General features: G+C 68.7%; 18 protein-coding genes. 9 read left to right on the top strand and 9 right to left on the bottom strand.

Going from position 1 to position 17,666, the window contains the following annotated elements; all coding sequences use genetic code 11:
* The 4 genes from RQG82_RS15670 to RQG82_RS15655 all read right to left on the bottom strand — a co-directional run bounded on the left by RQG82_RS15670 (position 1) and on the right by RQG82_RS15655 (position 4,849).
* The gene (locus RQG82_RS15670) at positions 1-1,431 is read right to left on the bottom strand and encodes a GH1 family beta-glucosidase (RefSeq protein ID WP_311259920.1); all 1,431 of its coding nucleotides are present in this window, start codon (positions 1,429-1,431) and stop codon (positions 1-3) included.
* A gap of 5 nt (positions 1,432-1,436) precedes the next feature.
* Positions 1,437-2,327, bottom strand: coding sequence for a carbohydrate ABC transporter permease (locus RQG82_RS15665; protein WP_311259919.1), 891 nt, complete (start codon positions 2,325-2,327; stop codon positions 1,437-1,439).
* A complete protein-coding gene (locus tag RQG82_RS15660; RefSeq protein ID WP_311259918.1) occupies positions 2,324-3,430 on the bottom strand; it encodes a sugar ABC transporter permease in 1,107 nt (368 codons plus the stop codon). The genes RQG82_RS15665 and RQG82_RS15660 overlap by 4 nt, the downstream gene beginning before the upstream one ends.
* Before the next feature lie 111 nt (positions 3,431-3,541).
* Entirely contained in the window at positions 3,542-4,849 is a 1,308-nt protein-coding gene (locus RQG82_RS15655; RefSeq protein ID WP_311259917.1) for an ABC transporter substrate-binding protein, read from the bottom strand.
* A 157-nt stretch (positions 4,850-5,006) separates the two neighbouring features.
* On the opposite strand from RQG82_RS15655, the gene RQG82_RS15650 reads away from it, so the two are divergent.
* From RQG82_RS15650 to purQ, 3 genes are all read left to right on the top strand, one after another.
* Positions 5,007-5,537 carry an adenine phosphoribosyltransferase gene (locus RQG82_RS15650; RefSeq protein WP_311259916.1) on the top strand — a complete coding sequence of 177 codons (531 nt, stop codon included), beginning with the start codon at positions 5,007-5,009 and terminating at the stop codon, positions 5,535-5,537.
* Positions 5,538-5,618: 81 nt separating this feature from the next.
* Positions 5,619-5,867 carry a phosphoribosylformylglycinamidine synthase subunit PurS gene (purS, locus tag RQG82_RS15645; protein WP_311259915.1) on the top strand — a complete coding sequence of 83 codons (249 nt, stop codon included), beginning with the start codon at positions 5,619-5,621 and terminating at the stop codon, positions 5,865-5,867.
* Positions 5,864-6,571 (top strand): phosphoribosylformylglycinamidine synthase subunit PurQ, encoded by a 708-nt coding sequence (purQ, locus tag RQG82_RS15640; protein WP_056375443.1) that lies wholly within the window; start codon positions 5,864-5,866, stop codon positions 6,569-6,571. The genes purS and purQ overlap by 4 nt, the downstream gene beginning before the upstream one ends.
* 306 nt (positions 6,572-6,877) lie before the next feature.
* On the opposite strand, the gene RQG82_RS15635 is transcribed toward purQ, so the two are convergent.
* Both RQG82_RS15635 and RQG82_RS15630 read right to left on the bottom strand, forming a co-directional pair.
* On the bottom strand, positions 6,878-8,131 hold the full coding sequence (locus tag RQG82_RS15635) for a hypothetical protein (protein WP_311259914.1): 1,254 nt from the start codon (positions 8,129-8,131) through the stop codon (positions 6,878-6,880).
* Positions 8,132-8,290: 159 nt separating this feature from the next.
* Positions 8,291-8,719, bottom strand: a complete 429-nt coding sequence (locus RQG82_RS15630; protein ID WP_311259913.1) for a DUF1761 domain-containing protein — start codon at positions 8,717-8,719, stop codon at positions 8,291-8,293.
* Between the two features lie 138 nt (positions 8,720-8,857).
* On the opposite strand from RQG82_RS15630, the gene RQG82_RS15625 reads away from it, so the two are divergent.
* Complete coding sequence (locus RQG82_RS15625) at positions 8,858-10,525, top strand: alpha-amylase family glycosyl hydrolase (RefSeq protein ID WP_311259912.1); 1,668 nt, start codon at positions 8,858-8,860, stop codon at positions 10,523-10,525.
* A gap of 68 nt (positions 10,526-10,593) precedes the next feature.
* Positions 10,594-11,601, top strand: a complete 1,008-nt coding sequence (locus RQG82_RS15620; RefSeq protein WP_311259911.1) for a LacI family DNA-binding transcriptional regulator — start codon at positions 10,594-10,596, stop codon at positions 11,599-11,601.
* Between the two features lie 34 nt (positions 11,602-11,635).
* Here the strand turns inward: RQG82_RS15620 and nhaA are convergent, their stop codons facing one another.
* The 3 genes from nhaA to RQG82_RS15605 all read right to left on the bottom strand — a co-directional run bounded on the left by nhaA (position 11,636) and on the right by RQG82_RS15605 (position 13,510).
* Positions 11,636-12,898: a Na+/H+ antiporter NhaA gene (nhaA, locus tag RQG82_RS15615; RefSeq protein ID WP_311259910.1), complete on the bottom strand. Its 1,263-nt coding sequence runs from the start codon at positions 12,896-12,898 to the stop codon at positions 11,636-11,638.
* Between the two features lie 64 nt (positions 12,899-12,962).
* Positions 12,963-13,136, bottom strand: coding sequence for a hypothetical protein (locus RQG82_RS15610; protein WP_164481681.1), 174 nt, complete (start codon positions 13,134-13,136; stop codon positions 12,963-12,965).
* Positions 13,137-13,168: 32 nt separating this feature from the next.
* The gene (locus RQG82_RS15605) at positions 13,169-13,510 is read right to left on the bottom strand and encodes a metalloregulator ArsR/SmtB family transcription factor (protein WP_311259909.1); all 342 of its coding nucleotides are present in this window, start codon (positions 13,508-13,510) and stop codon (positions 13,169-13,171) included.
* Positions 13,511-13,593: 83 nt separating this feature from the next.
* Between RQG82_RS15605 and RQG82_RS15600 the strand changes: the two genes are divergently transcribed.
* The 4 genes from RQG82_RS15600 to RQG82_RS15585 all read left to right on the top strand — a co-directional run bounded on the left by RQG82_RS15600 (position 13,594) and on the right by RQG82_RS15585 (position 17,558).
* On the top strand, positions 13,594-14,931 hold the full coding sequence (locus RQG82_RS15600; protein ID WP_311259908.1) for an FAD-dependent oxidoreductase: 1,338 nt from the start codon (positions 13,594-13,596) through the stop codon (positions 14,929-14,931).
* Positions 14,928-15,335, top strand: coding sequence for an arsenate reductase ArsC (locus tag RQG82_RS15595; RefSeq protein ID WP_311259907.1), 408 nt, complete (start codon positions 14,928-14,930; stop codon positions 15,333-15,335). Before RQG82_RS15600 ends, RQG82_RS15595 begins: the two co-directional genes overlap by 4 nt.
* Positions 15,336-15,474: 139 nt before the next feature.
* Entirely contained in the window at positions 15,475-16,830 is a 1,356-nt protein-coding gene (locus RQG82_RS15590) for a TrkH family potassium uptake protein (protein ID WP_311259906.1), read from the top strand.
* Between the two features lie 32 nt (positions 16,831-16,862).
* The gene (locus RQG82_RS15585) at positions 16,863-17,558 is read left to right on the top strand and encodes a TrkA family potassium uptake protein (RefSeq protein ID WP_311259905.1); all 696 of its coding nucleotides are present in this window, start codon (positions 16,863-16,865) and stop codon (positions 17,556-17,558) included.
* Positions 17,559-17,666: the final 108 nt, after the last annotated feature.

Raw genomic sequence — 17,666 nt, 5'->3', positions numbered from 1 at the left:
TCAGAGAGCGCGGGCGGCGATGATGCGAGCGTACTCCCGACCGGAGTCCTTCAGACTCCGCTCCTGGGTGTCGTAGTCGACGCGCACGATGCCGAAGCGCTTGTCGTAGCCCCATGCCCACTCGAAGTTGTCGAACATCGACCAGTAGAAGTAGCCGCGCACGTCGACCCCTGCATCCGCCGCGTCGAGCACCGCCGCGAGGTGCAGCCGCAGGAACTCGGTGCGGTCGGCGTCGTGCACGCGGGTCTCACCGTCTTCGACCACGGCGACGTCGTCGTACGCTGCGCCGTTCTCGGTCATGTAGAGTACGGTGCCCGCGGGCTGGGCGTACTCGGTCCACACGCGCTGCAGCAGGCGGGTCAGCCCCTCGGGCTGCACCTCCCAGTTCTGCGCGGTGCGCGGCAGGCCGCGCTCGACCGGATGGATGCCGGCGCTCGACGGGTAGGGGCTGCGGGCGGCCCGAGCGGTGGCGGGCGCGTCGAGCACCGGCGCCTTCTCGGGCGCCGTGCCCGACAGGAAGTCTCCGTGGTAGTAGTTCACGCCCTGCGTGTCGATGCGCTGCGCGATGGTGTCGAGATCGCCGTCGTGCACGGCATCCTCGAAGCGGGCCACGGCCTCGGCATCCACCGCACGGATGTCCTCGACGATGTCGGCCGGGTACTCGGCGCGGTAGATCGGGTCGAGGAACCAGCGGTTGAACTGCCCGTCGACGCGTCGAGCAGCATCCACGTCGGCGGGGTCCGTAGGGTCAGCGGGGTCTGCGACGGTGTGGTTCAGGGTGATGCCGAGGTTGAGGCTCGCATCCCGACCTCGCAGCTCGCGCACCGTCTCGCCGTGGGCGAGCAGCAGGTGGTGGGCCGAGAGCAGACCCTCGGCGACGCTCGTGTGCCCGGGGGCGTGCTCGCCGCCGGTGTAGGAGAGGAAAGACGAGCACCAGGGCTCGTTCAGCGTCGTCCACACGTTCACGCGGTCGCCCAGCGCGTCGTGCATCGTGCCCGCGTATTCGAGGAAGCGACCGACCGTGTCGCGGTTGGTCCAGCCGCCGGTCTCCTGCAGCGCCTGCGGCATGTCCCAGTGATACAGCGTCAGCCACGGCAGGATGTCGTTCTCGAGCAGCTCGTCGACGAGGCGCTCGTAGAAGTCGACCCCCTTCGCGTTGACCGCACCGCCGTCAGGACGCACCCGCGACCACGAGGTCGAGAAGCGGTAGGTCTGCAGGCCGAGGTCTTTCATGAGCGCGACGTCCTGCGGATACCGGTGATAGTGGTCGCACGCCACGTCGCCGTTGTCCCCGCCGATGACCGCACCCGGCTCGCGGCTGAAGGCATCCCAGATCGACGCGGTGCGCCCGTCTTCGAAAGCGGCCCCCTCGATCTGGTACGCCGCTGTCGCGGCGCCGAACAGGAAGTTCTCGGGGAAGGCACGGGTCATAGGGGTCATCCTTTCACCGCGCCGGCCATGATGCCACTGACCAGCTGGCGCCCGGCCACGACGAACAGGACGAGCAGCGGAAGGGTCGCGAGCACCGCGCCGGCGAGCACGATCGAGTAGTCGATGTAGTAGCCGGACTGCAGCTGGCTGAGTGCTGTCTGCAGCGTCGGGTTCTGCGGGGAGAGCACGATCAGGGGCCACAGGTAGTCGGTCCACGCGGTCATGAAGGTGAAGAGTCCGAGGATCGCCATGGCCGGACGAGCAGCCGGGATCCCGACCGTGAGGAACGTGCGGAACTGGTTCGCGCCGTCCATTCGGGCCGCCTCGATCAGCTCGTCGGGGATGACGTCGACGAGGTACTGCCGCATGAAGAAGACGCCGAAGGCGGTGACCAGGGTCGGCACGATGACCGCGCCGATCGATCCGGTCCAGCCGAGTTCGCGCATCAGCATGAAGAGCGGGATGATGCCGAGCTGCGTCGGGATCGCCATGGTCGCGATCACGAAGATCATCAGACCGTCGCGCCCCTTGAAGCGCAGCTTGGCGAAGGCATAGCCCGCGAGCGTCGAGAACGTCACGACCGAGAGCGTGATGATGCCGGAGATGAGGAACGAGTTGCCCAGCGCCAGCCAGAACGGGATCGCATCGAACACCTTGGCGGCATTCGCGAAGAAGTTGCCTCCCGGGATCAGCGGCAGGGTCTCGCCGCGTGTCGAGTTGGTGCCGCTCGCCACGACGACCGACCACCACAGCGGGTAGACGCTGCCGATGATGAATGCGGCGAGCAGGCCGTAGGTGAGGAAGCCGGGGCGGCTGCCGATTCCGGCGTTGCCTCCGACGACGCCTCGGCGCCTGCGGATCTTCTCGGGGACGCTCAGCGCCTGGGTGGCGGTCATCGCGCGTTCTCCTCGGTCGTGGTCGCGATCGTCGTGCCGGCGGCGACGGCCGTCGCGGCAGCGGTCGTGGCGGTCCGTGCGCGGCGGCGCGCTGCACGGTTCTTGGGCGCATCCCCGGTGGAGATCCTCCTCGAGATGAGGAAGTTGATGACTCCGATGCCGACGATGAGCAGGAAGAGCAGGATCGCGACGGCGGATGCTTCACCGAGGTCTCGACGGAAGAAGGCGAGCTCCCAGAGGAACAGCACCGTGGTCTGGAACTGCCGGTCGCTGCCGCCGATGCCGCCCGCGGTCGAGACATCGAACAGACGGGGCTCGGCGAAGATCTGCAGACCGCCGATCGTGGCCGTGATGATCACGAAGATCAGCGTCGGACGGATCGTGGGGATCGTGATCGAGAAGAAGCGACGGGCGGCCCCTGCGCCGTCGAGTGCGGCCGACTCGTAGAGGTCGCGCGGCACGGCCTGCATCGCGGCGAGCAGGATCAGCGCGTTGTAGCCGGTCCAGCGGAAGTTCACCATCACCGCGATCGCCAGGTGCGACAGCGCGGTGTCGTGCTTCCACTGCTGGTCGGCGATGCCGATCAGGTTCAGCAGGTTGTTGGCGAGCCCGTCGGCCTCGTTGAAGATGCTCGAGAAGATGATGGCGACGGCGACGGGCGTGACCACGAACGGGATGAGGATGCTCATGCGCCAGAAGGTGGGGGCACGAAGGCCGCGGTCGAGCAGGTAGGCGATCACCAGGGCCACCGCGAGCTGCGGGATGGCGGAGAGCAGGAAGATGCTCAGGGTGTTGAAGATCGAGTTCCAGAACATCGCGTCGCCGAGGATCTCGACGAAGTTCGCGGCGCCGATGAACTCGCCCTGCCCCTTGAGCAGGTCCCACTCGTGCACGGCCACCCACACCGTGTAGATCAGCGGGAACAGTCCGACCAGCCCGAACAGCAGGAAGAACGGCGAGATGTAGAAGTACGGGGAGGCGTTCTGGTCGAACCGCGAGAGGCGGTGCCGCCAGGGACGCCGGCCAGCGGCATCCGTCTTCGGGGTCTTCCCGTTCTTCGACGACGCGGTGGTCGTCTCCGAGCGCTCATGGGTGAGGGTCATGACTCTTCCTTGGTCCTGGTCCGGGCGTCCGAGGTGCTCCGGTCGCAGTTAGTGCCGCCCTCATCGAGGCGGGGCGGCACGAACCGCGACCGGAGCGGATGCGGGAGTGGGTCAGTCGACCAGCTCGTTCAGGAGCTTGACTGCGGCATCCCAGGCGCCCTGGGTGTCGGTCTCGCCACGGTCGAGGCCGCTGAGAGCCGGACCGAAGACGTTCTCCTGGATCACCGAGTCATCGGCGCCCTTGAACTGCGCGACGACCCCCTTCGCACGCTCGGCGAGGATGGCGCCGGTGGGTGCGTCGTTGAAGAACGCGTTCGGGGTCGCCTCTGCAGAGAGCGTCTCCTGGGCCTCGACGGTGGAGGGGAAGTTGCCCGCGGCGGCGGACTGCTTGACCTGCTGCTCGGGCTGCGTCAGCCAGTCGGCCAGGTCGGCCGCGGCTTCCTTGTGCTCGGAGCTCTCGGGGATCGACAGGAAGGCGCCGCCCCAGTTGGCTGCTCCGCCGGGGAACACGTCGGCGAAGTCCCAGCCGGTCGCAGCGTCGCCGCCTCCGGCCTCGACCTGACCCTGCACGACTCCGAGCATCCAGCCGGGGCAGACGAACGTGGCGAAGGTGCCGTCGACGAACGACTTGCCGCCGTTCCAGTCCCACGCGGTCTGAGCGGCGGACTGGCCGCCCTCGGTCGCGGTGCCGAGCAGTTCGAAGCGCTCCTTGAGCTCGGCGTTGTCCTCGACGTTCAGCTCGCCGTCGGCGGTGTAGTAGCCCTCGTCGAGCTGGTTGACCATGGCGTTCCAGACGAAGCCCGAGTGGTCGTACCAGGCCTTGCCGGTCTTCGCGGTGTACTCGGCGCCGACCGCGAAGTAGTTCTCCCAGTCGCCGTTCAGCAGCTCGGCCACCGACTCGCGGTCGCTGGGCAGGCCCGCAGCCTCGAAGGCAGCGCCGTTGTAGCAGATGCCGCTCGGGCCGATGTCGGTGCCGTAGCCGATCACACGGCCCTCGGCATCCGTCGCCTGTCCGTACTTCCAGTCGACCCAGTCGGCCTTGCGGTCTTCGATGCCGTAGTCGCGCAGGTCGACGAACGTGTCGGACACGTCCATGATCGCGCCGAGCCAGCCCTCTTCGATCGCGACGACGTCGCTGAGGCCAGAGCCTGCCGCGATCTTCGTGAACGCGTCGGTGCGGGCGTTGCCGCCGGTGTCGATGTTGGTCGCCTCGATGGTGACGTTCGGGTTCGCCTTCTCGTACTCGTCATAGAGGTCGTCGTATCCGAAGGTGCCGAAGGTGGTGACGGTCAGCGTGACCTTCTCGTCACCGGTGGCGCTGTCTCCCGAGTCGGCAGAGGCGCAGCCGGCGAGGGCCAGGGCAGAGACGGATGCGACGGCTGCTGCCGTCAGGATCCGCTTGCGGGCACGTGTGTTCACAGTTCACTCCTTTGTGGTGGGTCGTGCAGTGGTGGTGCTGGTGGTGCGTCGGGGGTGATGCGTGGACCTCCATGGGAGCGCTCCCACGCATTGATGAGAGACTATATGGGAGCGCTCCCACGAATGTCAACCCCTCACGGTGACGTAGCCTTGTCCGGTGCCCGACACCGAACTCTCCCCCGCTCTCGTCCGCGCCGAATCGCTGATCCGCAGCATCCCGGACTACCCGGAGGCGGGCATCGTCTTCCGTGACATCACGCCGCTGCTCGCCGACGCCGAAGCCCTTCAGGCCACCACCGACGCGATCATCGCCCCGTTCGCGGGGCAGTTCGACGTGGTCGCGGGCATCGAGGCTCGAGGGTTCATCCTCGCCGGAGCGGCCGCGATCGCCGCAGGCGTGGGCCTCATCCCGATCCGCAAGGCGGGCAAGCTGCCGCGCCCCGCGGCATCCGTCGACTACTCGCTCGAATACGGCACTGCGACGATCGAAATGCACGACGACCTGCCCGCAGGGTCGCGCGTGCTGCTCATCGACGACGTGCTTGCCACGGGTGGCACGCTCGCCGCCGGACGCGAGCTCGTCGAGCGCCTCGGCAGCCACGTCATCGGCATCTCGGTGCTGTTCGAGATCGACGGCCTGGGCGGCCGCGAGGCCATCGGCGACCTGCACACCGTCTTCCACGCCTGAGCTGCGCGCACTCGCGTAAGGCTCCTTCCGCGAGCCGGTAGACTGAGCACGCCCGTCCGCCCGCGACTTCCGGAGCCGTTCATGCCCACCATCGTCGTCGACGTCATGCCCAAGCCCGAACTGCTCGACCCGCAGGGGAAGGCCGTGTCCGGCGCATTCTCCCGTCTGGGCGTCGAGGGCTTCACCGATGTCCGCATCGGCAAGCGCTTCGAGCTCACCGTCGAGGGCGAGGTCACCGACGAGGTTCTCGCCGAGGCCCGTCGCATCGCCGACGAGGTGCTCTCCAACTCCGTGATCGAAGACGTCGTGGGCATCGAGGTCGCCGAGTGACCACGCGCATCGGCGTCATCACCTTCCCCGGCTCGCTCGACGACCGCGACGCGCAGCGCGCGGTCCGCATCGCCGGCGCCGAGCCCGTCGCCCTCTGGCACGGATCGCACGACCTCGAAGGCGTGGACGCTCTCGTCCTGCCCGGTGGCTTCAGCTACGGCGACTACCTGCGCGCCGGTGCGATCGCCGCGCTCTCGCCCATCATGAGCGAGGTCAAGGATGCAGCAGCCAAGGGCATGCCGATCCTCGGCATCTGCAACGGCTTCCAGATGCTCGTCGAGGCGCACCTGCTGCCCGGCGGCCTGATCCGCAACGACCACCAGCACTTCGTGCGTCGCGACCAGAAGCTCATCGTCGAGAACTCCGACACGGCGTGGACGAACCGCTTCCGCACCGGCCAGGAGATCACGATCCCGCTGAAGAACGCCGACGGCGGTTACATCGCCGACGAAGAGACGCTCGACCGTCTCGAGGGCGAGGGCCTCGTCGCCTTCCGGTATGCGGGCGTCAACCCCAACGGATCGCTGCGCGACATCGCCGGACTCACCAACGAGGCGGGCAACGTCGTGGGGCTCATGCCGCACCCCGAGCACGCCACCGAGGCCGGCTTCGGCCCCGACACCTCGGCCGCCATGCGCTCGGGACTCGACGGACTCGACTTCTTCACGAGCGCGGTCGCCGCGGTCGCCCGCGTCGCGGCGTAAGCAGCACCCGCAGTCGAAGGGCGCGCCGGCGCGCCAGGGGCCCGGTCGACGCGGCATCCGCGCTCCTGGCCGGGGTCGATTCCGCACCCCCGCACCCAGCCGGGGTCAATTCCGCACCCCCGCACCCAGCCGGGGTCAATTTCGCACCCCCGCACCCAGCCGGGGTCAATTCCGCACCCCTGCACCCAGCCGGGGTCAATTCCGCACCCGAAACGTCCGAATCGGATGCCTTTTTGACCCCGCACCAGTCCGAGGGCGCGTCTTGACCACGCAACCGAGGCCGGCAGAAGTCGGCGCCCTCTCCGCTCAGTCGGCGGGAAGCCTGAACGGGTTGTCGCCGGCCGCCGCGAGCAGGTACCACGCCGTCGCGCCGGTGTGCAGGCTGGCGTAGTAGAGGTCGCCGAAACCCGAGTCGAGACCATCGGTCGACGTCGCGACGATGCCCTTGCCGTCGCCGTTGGGCGCATCGCGCTGACCGAGTCGGATGCTGTCGAGCAGCGCCTCCGCGCGGTCGGCGTCGCCCGCTCCGTCCCGCAGCTTCAAGGCCAATGCCAGGTGTCCGCTGCCCTCGAACCACACCTTCGACACGTCGGCGTCGCTGATCGACGGCCCCTGATACTGGCCGTCGGTCGCGATCAGGTTGTCGAGCGTCCAATCCAGGGAGACGTCGTAGCGCGAGTCGCGGGTGGCGAGCGAGGTCCACGTCTGCGAGTCCAGCGGCACGGGGCGAGTGTTCACCGTGCTCCCGTCGAGCAGGGTGCCGGTGTCGACGTGGCCGTCGGCGCTCTGCATCGCCGCCACGAAGGTCGAGGCGACGGCAGCGCGGTCGGCCCACACCGAATCACCGGTGAGCTGTGCGAGCTGCGTGAAGAAGCCGGCGATGTCGCTGTTGTGCTCGGTGGACTTCCATTCCAGCGACGAGCCGTTCTCGAGCTGACCCCCGGTGTAGCCGAAGGGGGCTCGCGCCATGTCGGCGGTGTTCGTCTGGATCCACTCGGCGATCCGCACGGCCCCGTCGAGGTACTTCGATTCGCCGGTCGCGTGGAAGAGCCGCGTGAGCGCCATGCCCGCCCATGCCTGGTTGCCCGTGAACGTGCCAGGGCCGGTGATCTCCACCCGCCCCTGCCGGATGCCGTGGGGTTCGTACGATGTGCGCACGCGTCCGTCGCCGATCGGGTCGTTCGCCTGCACGAAGAGCAGGGTGTCGCCGATGGTCTGTGCCCGACGGATGTCGTCCGGCAGTCCGCGGGCCGTGTACGCGATCACCACGAGTGCGTCGTCGTAGACGAACGAGGGCGTGAAGTCCCATGTCGGCAGGTCGGTGAAGAAGCCGCCCTCGTAGCTGCGAGGGAGGCAGTGCCCGGCGCCATCGCAGAACTCGTCGACACGGGCGTCGAGGAACTCGTAGGCCAGAGCGACCGACAGGCTGGGGTCCGGCTCGGTCGTCGGGTCTGCGGGGCCATCGCCCGAGGCTGCGGTCGTCGCGCCCGCGACCAGCGCTGCGGCGACGAGCGCGGCGGCGATCATCCACGGAGCCGATCGGCGCGGCGAACCCGACATCAAGACCCCCTCGGTGTGAACCGCGGTTCGAGTGCACGACCCGCAGGCGACCAGGAGGTCACATGCAAAATGCTGGCATACCAGGAAGTCCTGGCGGAAGGGGCGAAGGTCTAGTCTTTCGCCTCAACCGGCGTGTCGGCCCCGCTGCTCCGCGGCGAACTAGCCGAGCGCCGGAGGCCAGACCCCGATGATCACGGCCATGACCACGATCGTGACGAGCTCGTGCGCGATGTTCATGGTGGTCAGCGAGGTCGGGCGCCCCTCGAACGCATCGTGCGTGATGAACCGGGCGGCGGTGAAACCGGCCCACAGCAGCACGCCGGTGACGACAGCGGCCCAGAAGAACGATCCGTCGTAGAAGTGCCAGGCGATGGCAGATGCTCCGGCCAGCACCCAGGCCGTCGCGAAGCTCACGAACACGGTGGTGACGATCGCCATCGTCGCGCTCGAACCCGGGCGGTCCATGTCGACGTTCGCGAGTTTCGACCAGCGCGTGCCGAACACCTTCGGCGAATACCAGATCGTGCCGACGATCATGCTCGAGGCGGTCGCGAGCAGAACGGCCCAGTAGTTGATCTCGGGAACCATGACAGCCTCCAGTCGTCGGATGCCCGAAGCCTACTCCCGGGCTGCAAGTCGCTGTGGAGCGACGTGAAATTTCGCATGCCCGAAACGATTCGATCGTTATGGTGGCAGACCTGCAAGCGTTTGCACTAATCTGGGGCCATGGCACAGCTTGAGCAGATCGCAGCCCCCGGTTCCGAGTGGTGGCGCAGTGCGGTCATCTACCAGATCTACCCTCGTTCGTTCGCCGACGCCTCTGGTGACGGCATCGGCGACCTGCCCGGCATCACCAGCCGGCTCGACTCGCTGAAGGAGCTCGGCGTCGACGCGATCTGGCTGAGCCCGTTCATGACGAGCCCACAGCGCGACGCGGGATACGACGTGGCCGACTACCGCGACGTCGACCCGCTCTTCGGCACGCTCGACGACTTCGACACCATGCTCGACGCGGCGCACGCCCGCGACATCCGCGTCGTCGTCGACCTGGTTCCGAACCACTCGTCGGCTCAGCACGCCTGGTTCCAGGAGGCGCTGAAGGCGGCCCCGGGCAGCCCCGAGCGCGCGCGGTACATCTTCCGCGACGGCAAGGGCGAGAACGGCGAGCTGCCCCCCAACAACTGGGAGTCCGTCTTCGGCGGCGGCATGTGGGAGCGCATCACCGAGGCCGACGGCACGCCGGGCCAGTGGTATCTGCACATCTTCGACCCGACGCAGCCCGACTTCGACTGGAACAACGAAGAGGTGCGCGAGGAGTTCCGCTCGATCCTCCGCTTCTGGCTCGACCGCGGCGTCGACGGCTTCCGCGTCGACGTGGCCCACGGCATGATCAAGGCCGAGGGCTTGCCCGACTACACCCCGCCGGCCGACGCCGACTCGATGGGCGGCGGCGAGGCGAACGTGCCGTACTGGGGTCAGGACGGCGTGCACGACATCTACCGCGACTGGCACAAGGTGCTCGCCGAGTACGACGGCGATCGCGCGCTGTGCGGTGAGGCCTGGATGCCGACGCTCAAGCAGACCGCTCTGTGGGTCCGCCCCGACGAGATGCACCAGACGTTCAACTTCCCGTACCTCATGACCGAGTGGGACGCGAAGGCTCTCGGAGCCGTGATCCGCGAATCCCTCGACGCGTTCGGCGCCGTCGGTGCTCCCAGCACCTGGGTGCTGTCGAACCACGATGTCGTGCGTCACGCCTCACGTCTCGCGCTCACCGCCGAGAACCCGCAGGGTGAGGGCATCGGCCCGAATACCCCGCACAAGCCCGACACGGCGATCGGACTCGCCCGCGCCCGCGCGGCGACGACCGTGATGCTCGCTCTGCCCGGGTCTGCATACCTGTATCAGGGCGAGGAACTCGGCCTGCCGGAGGCGATGGAGATCCCCGACGCGTTCCGCCAGGACCCGACGTGGTTCCGCACGAACGGCGAGCGCTACGGACGAGACGGATGCCGCGTGCCGCTGCCGTGGGAGGCGGATGCTCCGGCATTCGGCTTCAACGAGACCGGCGCGTCGTGGCTGCCGCAGCCGGCCGACTGGGCCGCGTACTCGCGCGATGTCGAAGAGGTCGACCCCGCGTCGACGCTCGCTCTCTACAAGCGCCTGCTCGCCGGACGCCGGGAGTACGGCTTCGGCAGCGGATCGCTGGTGTGGGAGGACGCCGGAGCGGATGCGGTGGCGTTCCGCCGCGGCGACGTGCACGTGCTCGCGAACCTGGGCACCGAGCCTCTCCCCCTGCCGGCCGACGCCTTCGTGATCCTGCAGAGCCAGCTGTTCGACGGCGGCGCCGTGCCTGTCGACACGGCCGTCTGGTACACCACGACCGCGGCGTAAGCCGAACACGGTGGGGCCGCGGCATCCGACGGGGATGCCGCGGCCCCACCGGCTCAGAGAGGAATCCCATGGCGAGCATCGATGAGGTCGCCCGGCTCGCCGGCGTCTCGACCGCGACGGTCTCGCGCGCTCTGAGCGGCCGGGGACACGTGTCGGAGTCGGCCCGCCAGCGCGTGCAGGAGGCGGCGTCGGCGCTCGGCTACGTGGTGTCGTCTCGAGCCTCGAGTCTGGCGTCTGGTCGCACCCGCAACATCGGCGTGGTGGTGCCCTTTCTCGATCGCTGGTTCTTCAGCACGGTGCTGTCGGGGGTGTCGTCGGCGTTGATGCGCGAGGGGTACGACATCACTCTCTACAACATCACCGCCGACAAGGATGTGCGCCGCCACGTGTTCGACACGTTCCTGCGCCGGCAGCGGGTCGATGCCGTGATCGCGGTGTCGATCGAGCTCGACGCCGACGAGACGCAGCACCTGCTCGACCTCGGCCTGCCGGTGATCGCGATCGGCGGCCCGAATCCGAAGCTCGACACCCTCACGGTCGATGACGTCGCCGTCGCGCAGCTCGCCACCGAGCACCTGATCGGTCTCGGGCACCACGACATCGCCCACATCGGCGCGAACCCCGAGTTCGACATCGACTTCCACATTCCGACGAACCGTCGCCTGGGCTTCGAGAAGGCACTCGCGAAGGCCGGAATCCCCCTGAACCCCGCCTTCCTCGAACCCGCCGACTTCACCGTCGAGGGCGGATACCGTGCGGCGAAGCAGCTGCTCGGGCGCCCGGGCCCCCGGCCCACCGCCGTGTTCGCGGCATCCGATGAGATGGCCATCGGTGCGATCCTCGCCGCCCGCGACCTCGGCTTCGCCGTGCCGGACGACCTCTCGATCGTCGGCATCGACGGCCATGAGCTCGGCGAGTTCTTCCGGCTGAGCACGGTCGACCAGTTCCCGCTCGGCCAGGGTGAGCGCGCGGCGGATGCCGTGCTCGCCAGGCTCGCCGACGGAGAGGCCGCGGGCGTCCCCGCAGCACTCCCCTATGAGCTCAACGTCCGGGGGACGACCGCGCGCCTGGTCTGATCGCCCTGATGCCGCCCCGGGTGCGCTCTCGTCGTCATCCGCGTCGCGCCGCGGCGTTCCGCCGCGCGAGGATGCTGCCGCCGATGACCGCGGCGATGAGCGACCCGAGCAGCACGCCGATCTTGACGTGCTCGTCGGCGACCGAACTCGACCCGTAGGCGAGCTCGCCGACGAGCAGCGAGACGGTGAATCCGATTCCCGCGAGGAAGGCCATGCCGGTCAGGTCGGGCCAGCGCAGCGTCTCGTCGAGACGCAGCGCCGGCACGCGACTGAGCAGGAAGGTGGTCGCGAGGATCCCGATCGGCTTGCCCGCGACGAGTCCGACGATGATCCCGATCGCGATCGAGTCGGTGAGCGCCGACCGCAGTCCCTCGAGCCCGCCGATCGTGACTCCGGCCGCGAAGAACGCGAAGACCGGCACGGCGAACAGTGTCGCCACGACGCCCCACCGATCGGCGAAGTGCGGTGCGAGGCCGTCGTACACCGACTCACCCTCGGCATCCACTCCCCGGGGCACCCGGGCGCGCTCGGTCGGCACGACGGGCACGACGAAGCCCAGCAGCACACCGGCGACGGTCGCGTGGATTCCCGCGGCGTGGATGCATACCCAGACCGCGATGGCGAGGGGCAGAAGGATCCACCATGCGCGCACGCCCTTCTGCACGAGGAACGCGAATCCGGCGAGAGGGAGCAGGGCGAGAGTCAGCCACGGGATGCTGATCGAGTCGGTGTAGAACGTCGCGATGATCGTGATCGCGATGAGGTCGTCGATGATCGCGAGCGTCAGCAGGAAGACTCGAAGCGCGGGCGGCAAGAACCTGCCGACCACGGCGATCACGGCAACGGCGAAGGCGATGTCCGTCGCGGTCGGGATGGCCCAGCCGCGCAGGGCATCACCGTCGCCGGCGTTGATCACGGCGAAGATGACCGCCGGCACGATCACTCCGCCGACGGCTGCGGCGATCGGCAGCGCGGCCTGGCGTGGGTCGCGCAGGCGACCGGTGACGAACTCCTCCTTCAGCTCGAGACCGACGACGAAGAAGAAGATCGCCAGCAGGCCGTCGGCCGCCCAGGCGCCGACGCTGAGATCGAGGTGCAAGGCGGGGATGCCGAAGGTGAAGTCGCGCACGGACTCGTACCAGGACGCAGCCGGGGTGTTGGCGAGGATCAGCGCGGCGACGGTCGCGGCGAGGAGCAGCGAGCCGCCGAGGACGTCGCTGCGGGCGTTGTTGCGGATGCCACGCCACAGCTCGTGCGGAGCCAGACGGAGACGGGGACGGGGGGAAGAAGTGGACACGAAGAGACCTCACGCGAGAGAAGGGGTGAACGGCGCGGAAGACCGCACCCCATCGAGGCGCGGTCTAGTCGCGTGGCGGCGGGCAGCCCGCGATCTCACCGTGCGAGAGTGTGCCCCAGACGCTGGTCCACCCGTTCGTGCCGGGGTGCATGACGACGCGCATCGACTTTCTCATCGGGGTCGCCGAACGCAGCTCATGCGGAGCACGCGTCGAGCCGGCGATCGAGAGAAGGGCCACAGAACAAGCCTATCGGGGCGCGCCTGAGCGAGTCAGACGCGCCGCAAAGCTTCTCCGGCCGCGTCGAGGGCGCCGTCGGCGAGGGAGAAGTACGCCCACTTGCCGCGCTGCTCGCGAGTGACGAGACCGGCGTCGGCCAGGAGCTTCATGTGGTGCGAGACGGTGCCCTGCGACAGGCCCACCGGGTCGGTGAGATCACAGATGCAGGCCTCACCCCCCTCTGCCGACGAGATGAGCGACAGCAGGCGGATGCGCGTCGGGTCTCCCAGCGCTTTGAACAGATGCGCGATGCGCTCGGCCTCGGCGACCGGCAGCGCGAGCGCAGTGCCAGGGGCGCAGCAGGCCGTCTGCTCGATGGTCACCGGAAGCGTCATGCGACCATCCTCTCACGTATTGACATTCTTCGATACGTGCGCGACGCTTCTCATATTGATGCTTTTCAATCTGAGGAGATGCGATGCCTGAACTGCCCGTCGTCGTGATCGGAGCGGGGCCGCAGGGCCTCGCCGCAGCGGCACACCTGGTCGAACGCGGCGAAGACGTCGTGGTCGTCGAACGCGGCACCGCGGCGGCGAGCGCCGTCTCGGAGTGGGGGCACGTGCGCCTGTTCTCGGCATGGCCCGAGCTGACCGACGCCGCCGCGCGTCGCCTGCTCGAGCCGACGGGGTGGAGCACTCCCGCATCGGGGTTCCCCACCGGGGCGCAGTGGGTGAGCGACTATCTGGCGCCGCTCGCGGATGCCCTGGGAGAGCGCGTGAGATACCGGACGACGGTCACGGGCGTCGCTCGCCAGGGGCGCGACAAGGTCGTCGACGCAGGGCGCAAGAGCCAGCCGTTCGTCGTGCACACCGTCGACACCGACGGGATCGAGTCCCGCATCCTCGCCCGGGCCGTCGTCGATGCGAGCGGCACGTGGGGCCTGCCCAATCCGGCGGGCGCCGACGGCTTTCCCGCAGTCGGCGAGCGGGCGGCATCCGACCTCATCTCGTACCGCATCCCCGACGACGTGTCCGAGCTCGCCGGCTCGCATGTCGTCGTCGTGGGAGCGGGGCACTCCGCGACGCACACAGTGCTGCGCCTGAGCGAGCTGGCACGCCGATCGCCGGGAACCCGCGTGACCTGGCTGCTGCGCCGCGGCAGCGCCGCGAACGTCTTCGGCGGTGGCAGCGGAGACGAACTGCCGGAGCGCGCCGCGCTGGGCTCTCGCGCACGCAAGGTCATCGACGAGGGCGTGGTCGAGCTGGTCACGGGATTCCGGGTCGCGGAGATGCGGCCCGCGGGCAGCGGGCTGACCGTCATCGCCGAAGACGGTCGGGAGGTCTCCGACGTCGGGCAGGTGTTCGCGCTCACCGGCTTCCGGCCCGACACCGGCATCCTGCGAGAGCTGCGCATCGATCTCGACCCCGCCCTTGAGGCCCTCGCCGGCATCGCCGCGGAGATCGACCCGAACATCCACTCGTGCGGCTCGGTCTCGGCGACCGGCGCCCGAGAGCTCGCGCAACCCGAGCTCGGGCTCTTCATCGTCGGCGCGAAATCGTATGGCCGCGCGCCGACCTTCCTCGCACTGACGGGGTACGAGCAGGTGCGGAGCATCGCCGCACACCTGGCCGGAGATCACGAGGCCGCAGCACGCAAAGAACTCACCCTCCCGGACACCGGCGTCTGCGGCGGATCCGGCGACTTCGGCGAGGCGGATGCCGCAAGCTGCTGCGCGGCCCCGACCGTGCTCCGGATCGGCACGATCCCGTCGACGCCCCCTGAACCCGAGCGCTCGCTTACTCTGGAGACATCATGACGACCACCACCAAGCCCTCCGTCCTGTTCGTGTGCGTGCACAACGCCGGACGCTCGCAGATGGCCGCCGGCTTCCTGCGCGAGTTCGCCGGAGACCGCATCGAGGTGCGATCCGCCGGTTCCATGCCTGCCGACCAGATCAACCCGGTCGCGGTCGCGGCGATGGGCGAGCTCGGCATCGACATCACCGCCGAGGCGCCCAAAGTGCTGACGACCGAGGCCGTGCAGGCATCCGATGTCGTCATCACGATGGGCTGCGGCGACGCGTGCCCGTTCTTCCCCGGCAAGCGCTACGAGGACTGGAAGCTCGACGACCCGGCCGGCCAGGGCATCGAATCCGTGCGTCCGATCCGCGACGACATCCGCCGCCGCATCGAGGAACTCGCGGGCGAGCTGCTCGCCTGACCCCGCGGCTCGACCGCCACCGGTACGGGTGGCTGGAGATTCCCCGGCGGGCTGAGGCATGCCGCGGTATCCGCCAGCCCACCGGGAATCGATCAGCCGAGCGTTCCGCCGTTGCACCGATCGGCGGTAGTGTCCATCCGTGACCCTGCTCCGTCGCGCCGCCGGTCGGCGTCGCAGTCTCGCCCCCGCCCAGGTGATCGCCTTCGGGTTCGGAGGGGTCATCGTCCTCGGCACGCTGCTGCTCATGCTGCCGATCTCGTCGAGCGACGGCACCTGGACTCCGCCCATCGACGCGCTGTTCACCGCGACCTCCGCCGTCTGCGTGACGGGTCTGATCGTGGTCGACACCGCGGTCTTCTGGAGCCCCTTCGGCAAGGTCGTCATCCTGGCGCTGATCCAGCTGGGCGGCCTGGGCATCATGCTGTTCGCCGCCCTCGTCGGCCTCGTGCTCGCTCGAAGACTCTCGGTGCGATCCCGGATCCTCGCCGGCACCGAGACGAAGTCTTCCGGTGGCGGCAGCATGAAGCGCATCGCCACCGGCATCCTCGTCACCACCCTCGTGATCGAGGTGATCGTGGCGCTCGTCCTGTTCGTACGCTTCCTCACCGGCTATGGCTACGACCCCGCACGTGCGGCGTGGCATGCGGTGTTCCATGCCGTCTCCGCGTTCAACAACGCGGGGTTCGCCCTCTACACAGACAGCCTGATGGGCTTCGTCGGCGACCCCTGGGTGTGCCTGCCCATCTGCGCCGCGATCATCCTCGGCGGCCTCGGCTTTCCGGTGCTGCGGCAGCTGCGACGGGAGTTCCGCCGGCCACTGCACTGGACGATGAACACCCGCATCGTGCTGTCGGCGACGATCGCCCTGCTCGTGATCGGCACCGCGTACGTGCTGCTGTTCGAGTGGGACAACCCCGGAACGCTCGGCGCGCTCTCGCCCGGCGACCGGATCCTCGCCGGGTTCTTCCACTCGGTGCAGGCGCGCACGGCCGGCTTCAACTCCGTCGACATCACTCAGATGAACGATGAGACCTGGCTCGGAACCGACGTGCTGATGTTCATCGGTGGCGGGCCCGCCGGCACGGCCGGCGGCATCAAGGTCACCACCTTCGCCGTGCTGTTCTTCATCATGTGGACGGAGCTGCGCGGCGGCACGGCGGTGAACATCTTCGGCAAGCGGCTGTCACGCGCCGTGCACCGCGAGGCGATCACCGTCGTCATCGTCGCGATCGGTGCCGTCATGGCCGGAGTGATCGCGATCCTGGCCATGACCGACTACGACCTCGACCGCGTGCTGTTCGAGGTGGTGTCGGCCTTCGGCACCGTCGGCATGTCGGCGGGGATCACGGCGGATCTGCCGCCGTCCGCCCAACTGATCCTCGTCGCGCTCATGTTCCTGGGCAGGCTCGGCCCCCTGACGCTCGGTTCCGCCCTCGCCTTCCGAGACAGACCCACCGCCTACGATCTCCCTAAAGAGCGCCCCGCGATCGGCTGATCGACGCACTCACCACGTATGAAAGGACCCGCGTGTCCAGGTTTCTCTCCTTCAGGCAGGATGCCCGGCGAATCGCCGAGGCCGACTCCGTGGCCGTCATCGGCCTGGGCCGGTTCGGCACCTCACTCGCCCTCGAGCTGATGGCATCCGGCACCGAGGTGCTCGGAATCGACGCCGACGAAGATCTGGTGCAATCGCTCAACGGTCAGCTGACGCAGGTGGTGCGCGCGGATTCGACGCGCATCGACGTGCTCGAGCAGCTGGCGATCGGCGAGTTCGACCGGGTGGTCGTCGCGATCGGCAGCGACATCACCGCATCGATCCTCACAGCCTCACTGCTGCTGACCATGAAGGTGCCGGTGATCTGGGCGAAAGCCGTCGATGAACGACACGGAGCCGTGCTCGAACAGCTCGGCGTGCACCGCGTGATCTATCCCGAGAAGGACATGGGACGCCGCGTCGCACACCTCGTGCGCGGTGCGGCAGCCGACTATCTCGAGATCGATCGAGGGTATGCCGTGGTGAAGACGGTCGCGCCCGCGCACCTGCAGGGCATCACCCTGACCGACGGCGCGGTGCGCTCGACCTACGGAGTCACGATCGCGGCGTACCGCGCGACGAACGGCGAGTGGCGCAATGCCGAGGCGACCACGGTGCTGGGCGACGGCGACATCGTGCTCGTGGTCGGGCCGACGCGCGAGGTCGAGAAGTTCGCGCAGCTGCGCTGACGGGCGACGTGCCGGTACGGATGGCTGGGAATCGCCCGGTGGGCTGAAGGATGCCGTGGCATCCGCCAGCCCATCGGGGATCGATCAGCCGAATGGGCGGCCGAGGGG

The sequence above is a fragment of the Microbacterium sp. WCS2018Hpa-9 genome (assembly GCF_031843745.1).
Classification (GTDB): Bacteria; Actinomycetota; Actinomycetes; order Actinomycetales; family Microbacteriaceae; genus Microbacterium.
Note: the sequence above shows the minus strand (reverse complement) of the source record. Positions and strands in the feature narration are given on the sequence as shown.

Excerpts from the sequence above, each read along its gene's own strand:
- RQG82_RS15665 (WP_311259919.1), bottom strand. The coding sequence starts at position 2,327 with ATGACCGCCACCCAGGCGCTGAGCGTCCCCGAGAAGATCCGCAGGCGC.
- RQG82_RS15635 (WP_311259914.1), bottom strand. The coding sequence starts at position 8,131 with ATGTCGGGTTCGCCGCGCCGATCGGCTCCGTGGATGATCGCCGCCGCG.
- RQG82_RS15595 (WP_311259907.1), top strand. The coding sequence starts at position 14,928 with ATGACGACCACCACCAAGCCCTCCGTCCTGTTCGTGTGCGTGCACAAC.
- RQG82_RS15670 (WP_311259920.1), bottom strand. The coding sequence starts at position 1,431 with ATGACCCGTGCCTTCCCCGAGAACTTCCTGTTCGGCGCCGCGACAGCG.
- RQG82_RS15660 (WP_311259918.1), bottom strand. The coding sequence starts at position 3,430 with ATGACCCTCACCCATGAGCGCTCGGAGACGACCACCGCGTCGTCGAAG.
- RQG82_RS15605 (WP_311259909.1), bottom strand. The coding sequence starts at position 13,510 with ATGACGCTTCCGGTGACCATCGAGCAGACGGCCTGCTGCGCCCCTGGC.
- RQG82_RS15630 (WP_311259913.1), bottom strand. The coding sequence starts at position 8,719 with ATGGTTCCCGAGATCAACTACTGGGCCGTTCTGCTCGCGACCGCCTCG.
- RQG82_RS15600 (WP_311259908.1), top strand. The coding sequence starts at position 13,594 with ATGCCTGAACTGCCCGTCGTCGTGATCGGAGCGGGGCCGCAGGGCCTC.
- purS (WP_311259915.1), top strand. The coding sequence starts at position 5,619 with ATGCCCACCATCGTCGTCGACGTCATGCCCAAGCCCGAACTGCTCGAC.
- RQG82_RS15620 (WP_311259911.1), top strand. The coding sequence starts at position 10,594 with ATGGCGAGCATCGATGAGGTCGCCCGGCTCGCCGGCGTCTCGACCGCG.
- RQG82_RS15625 (WP_311259912.1), top strand. The coding sequence starts at position 8,858 with ATGGCACAGCTTGAGCAGATCGCAGCCCCCGGTTCCGAGTGGTGGCGC.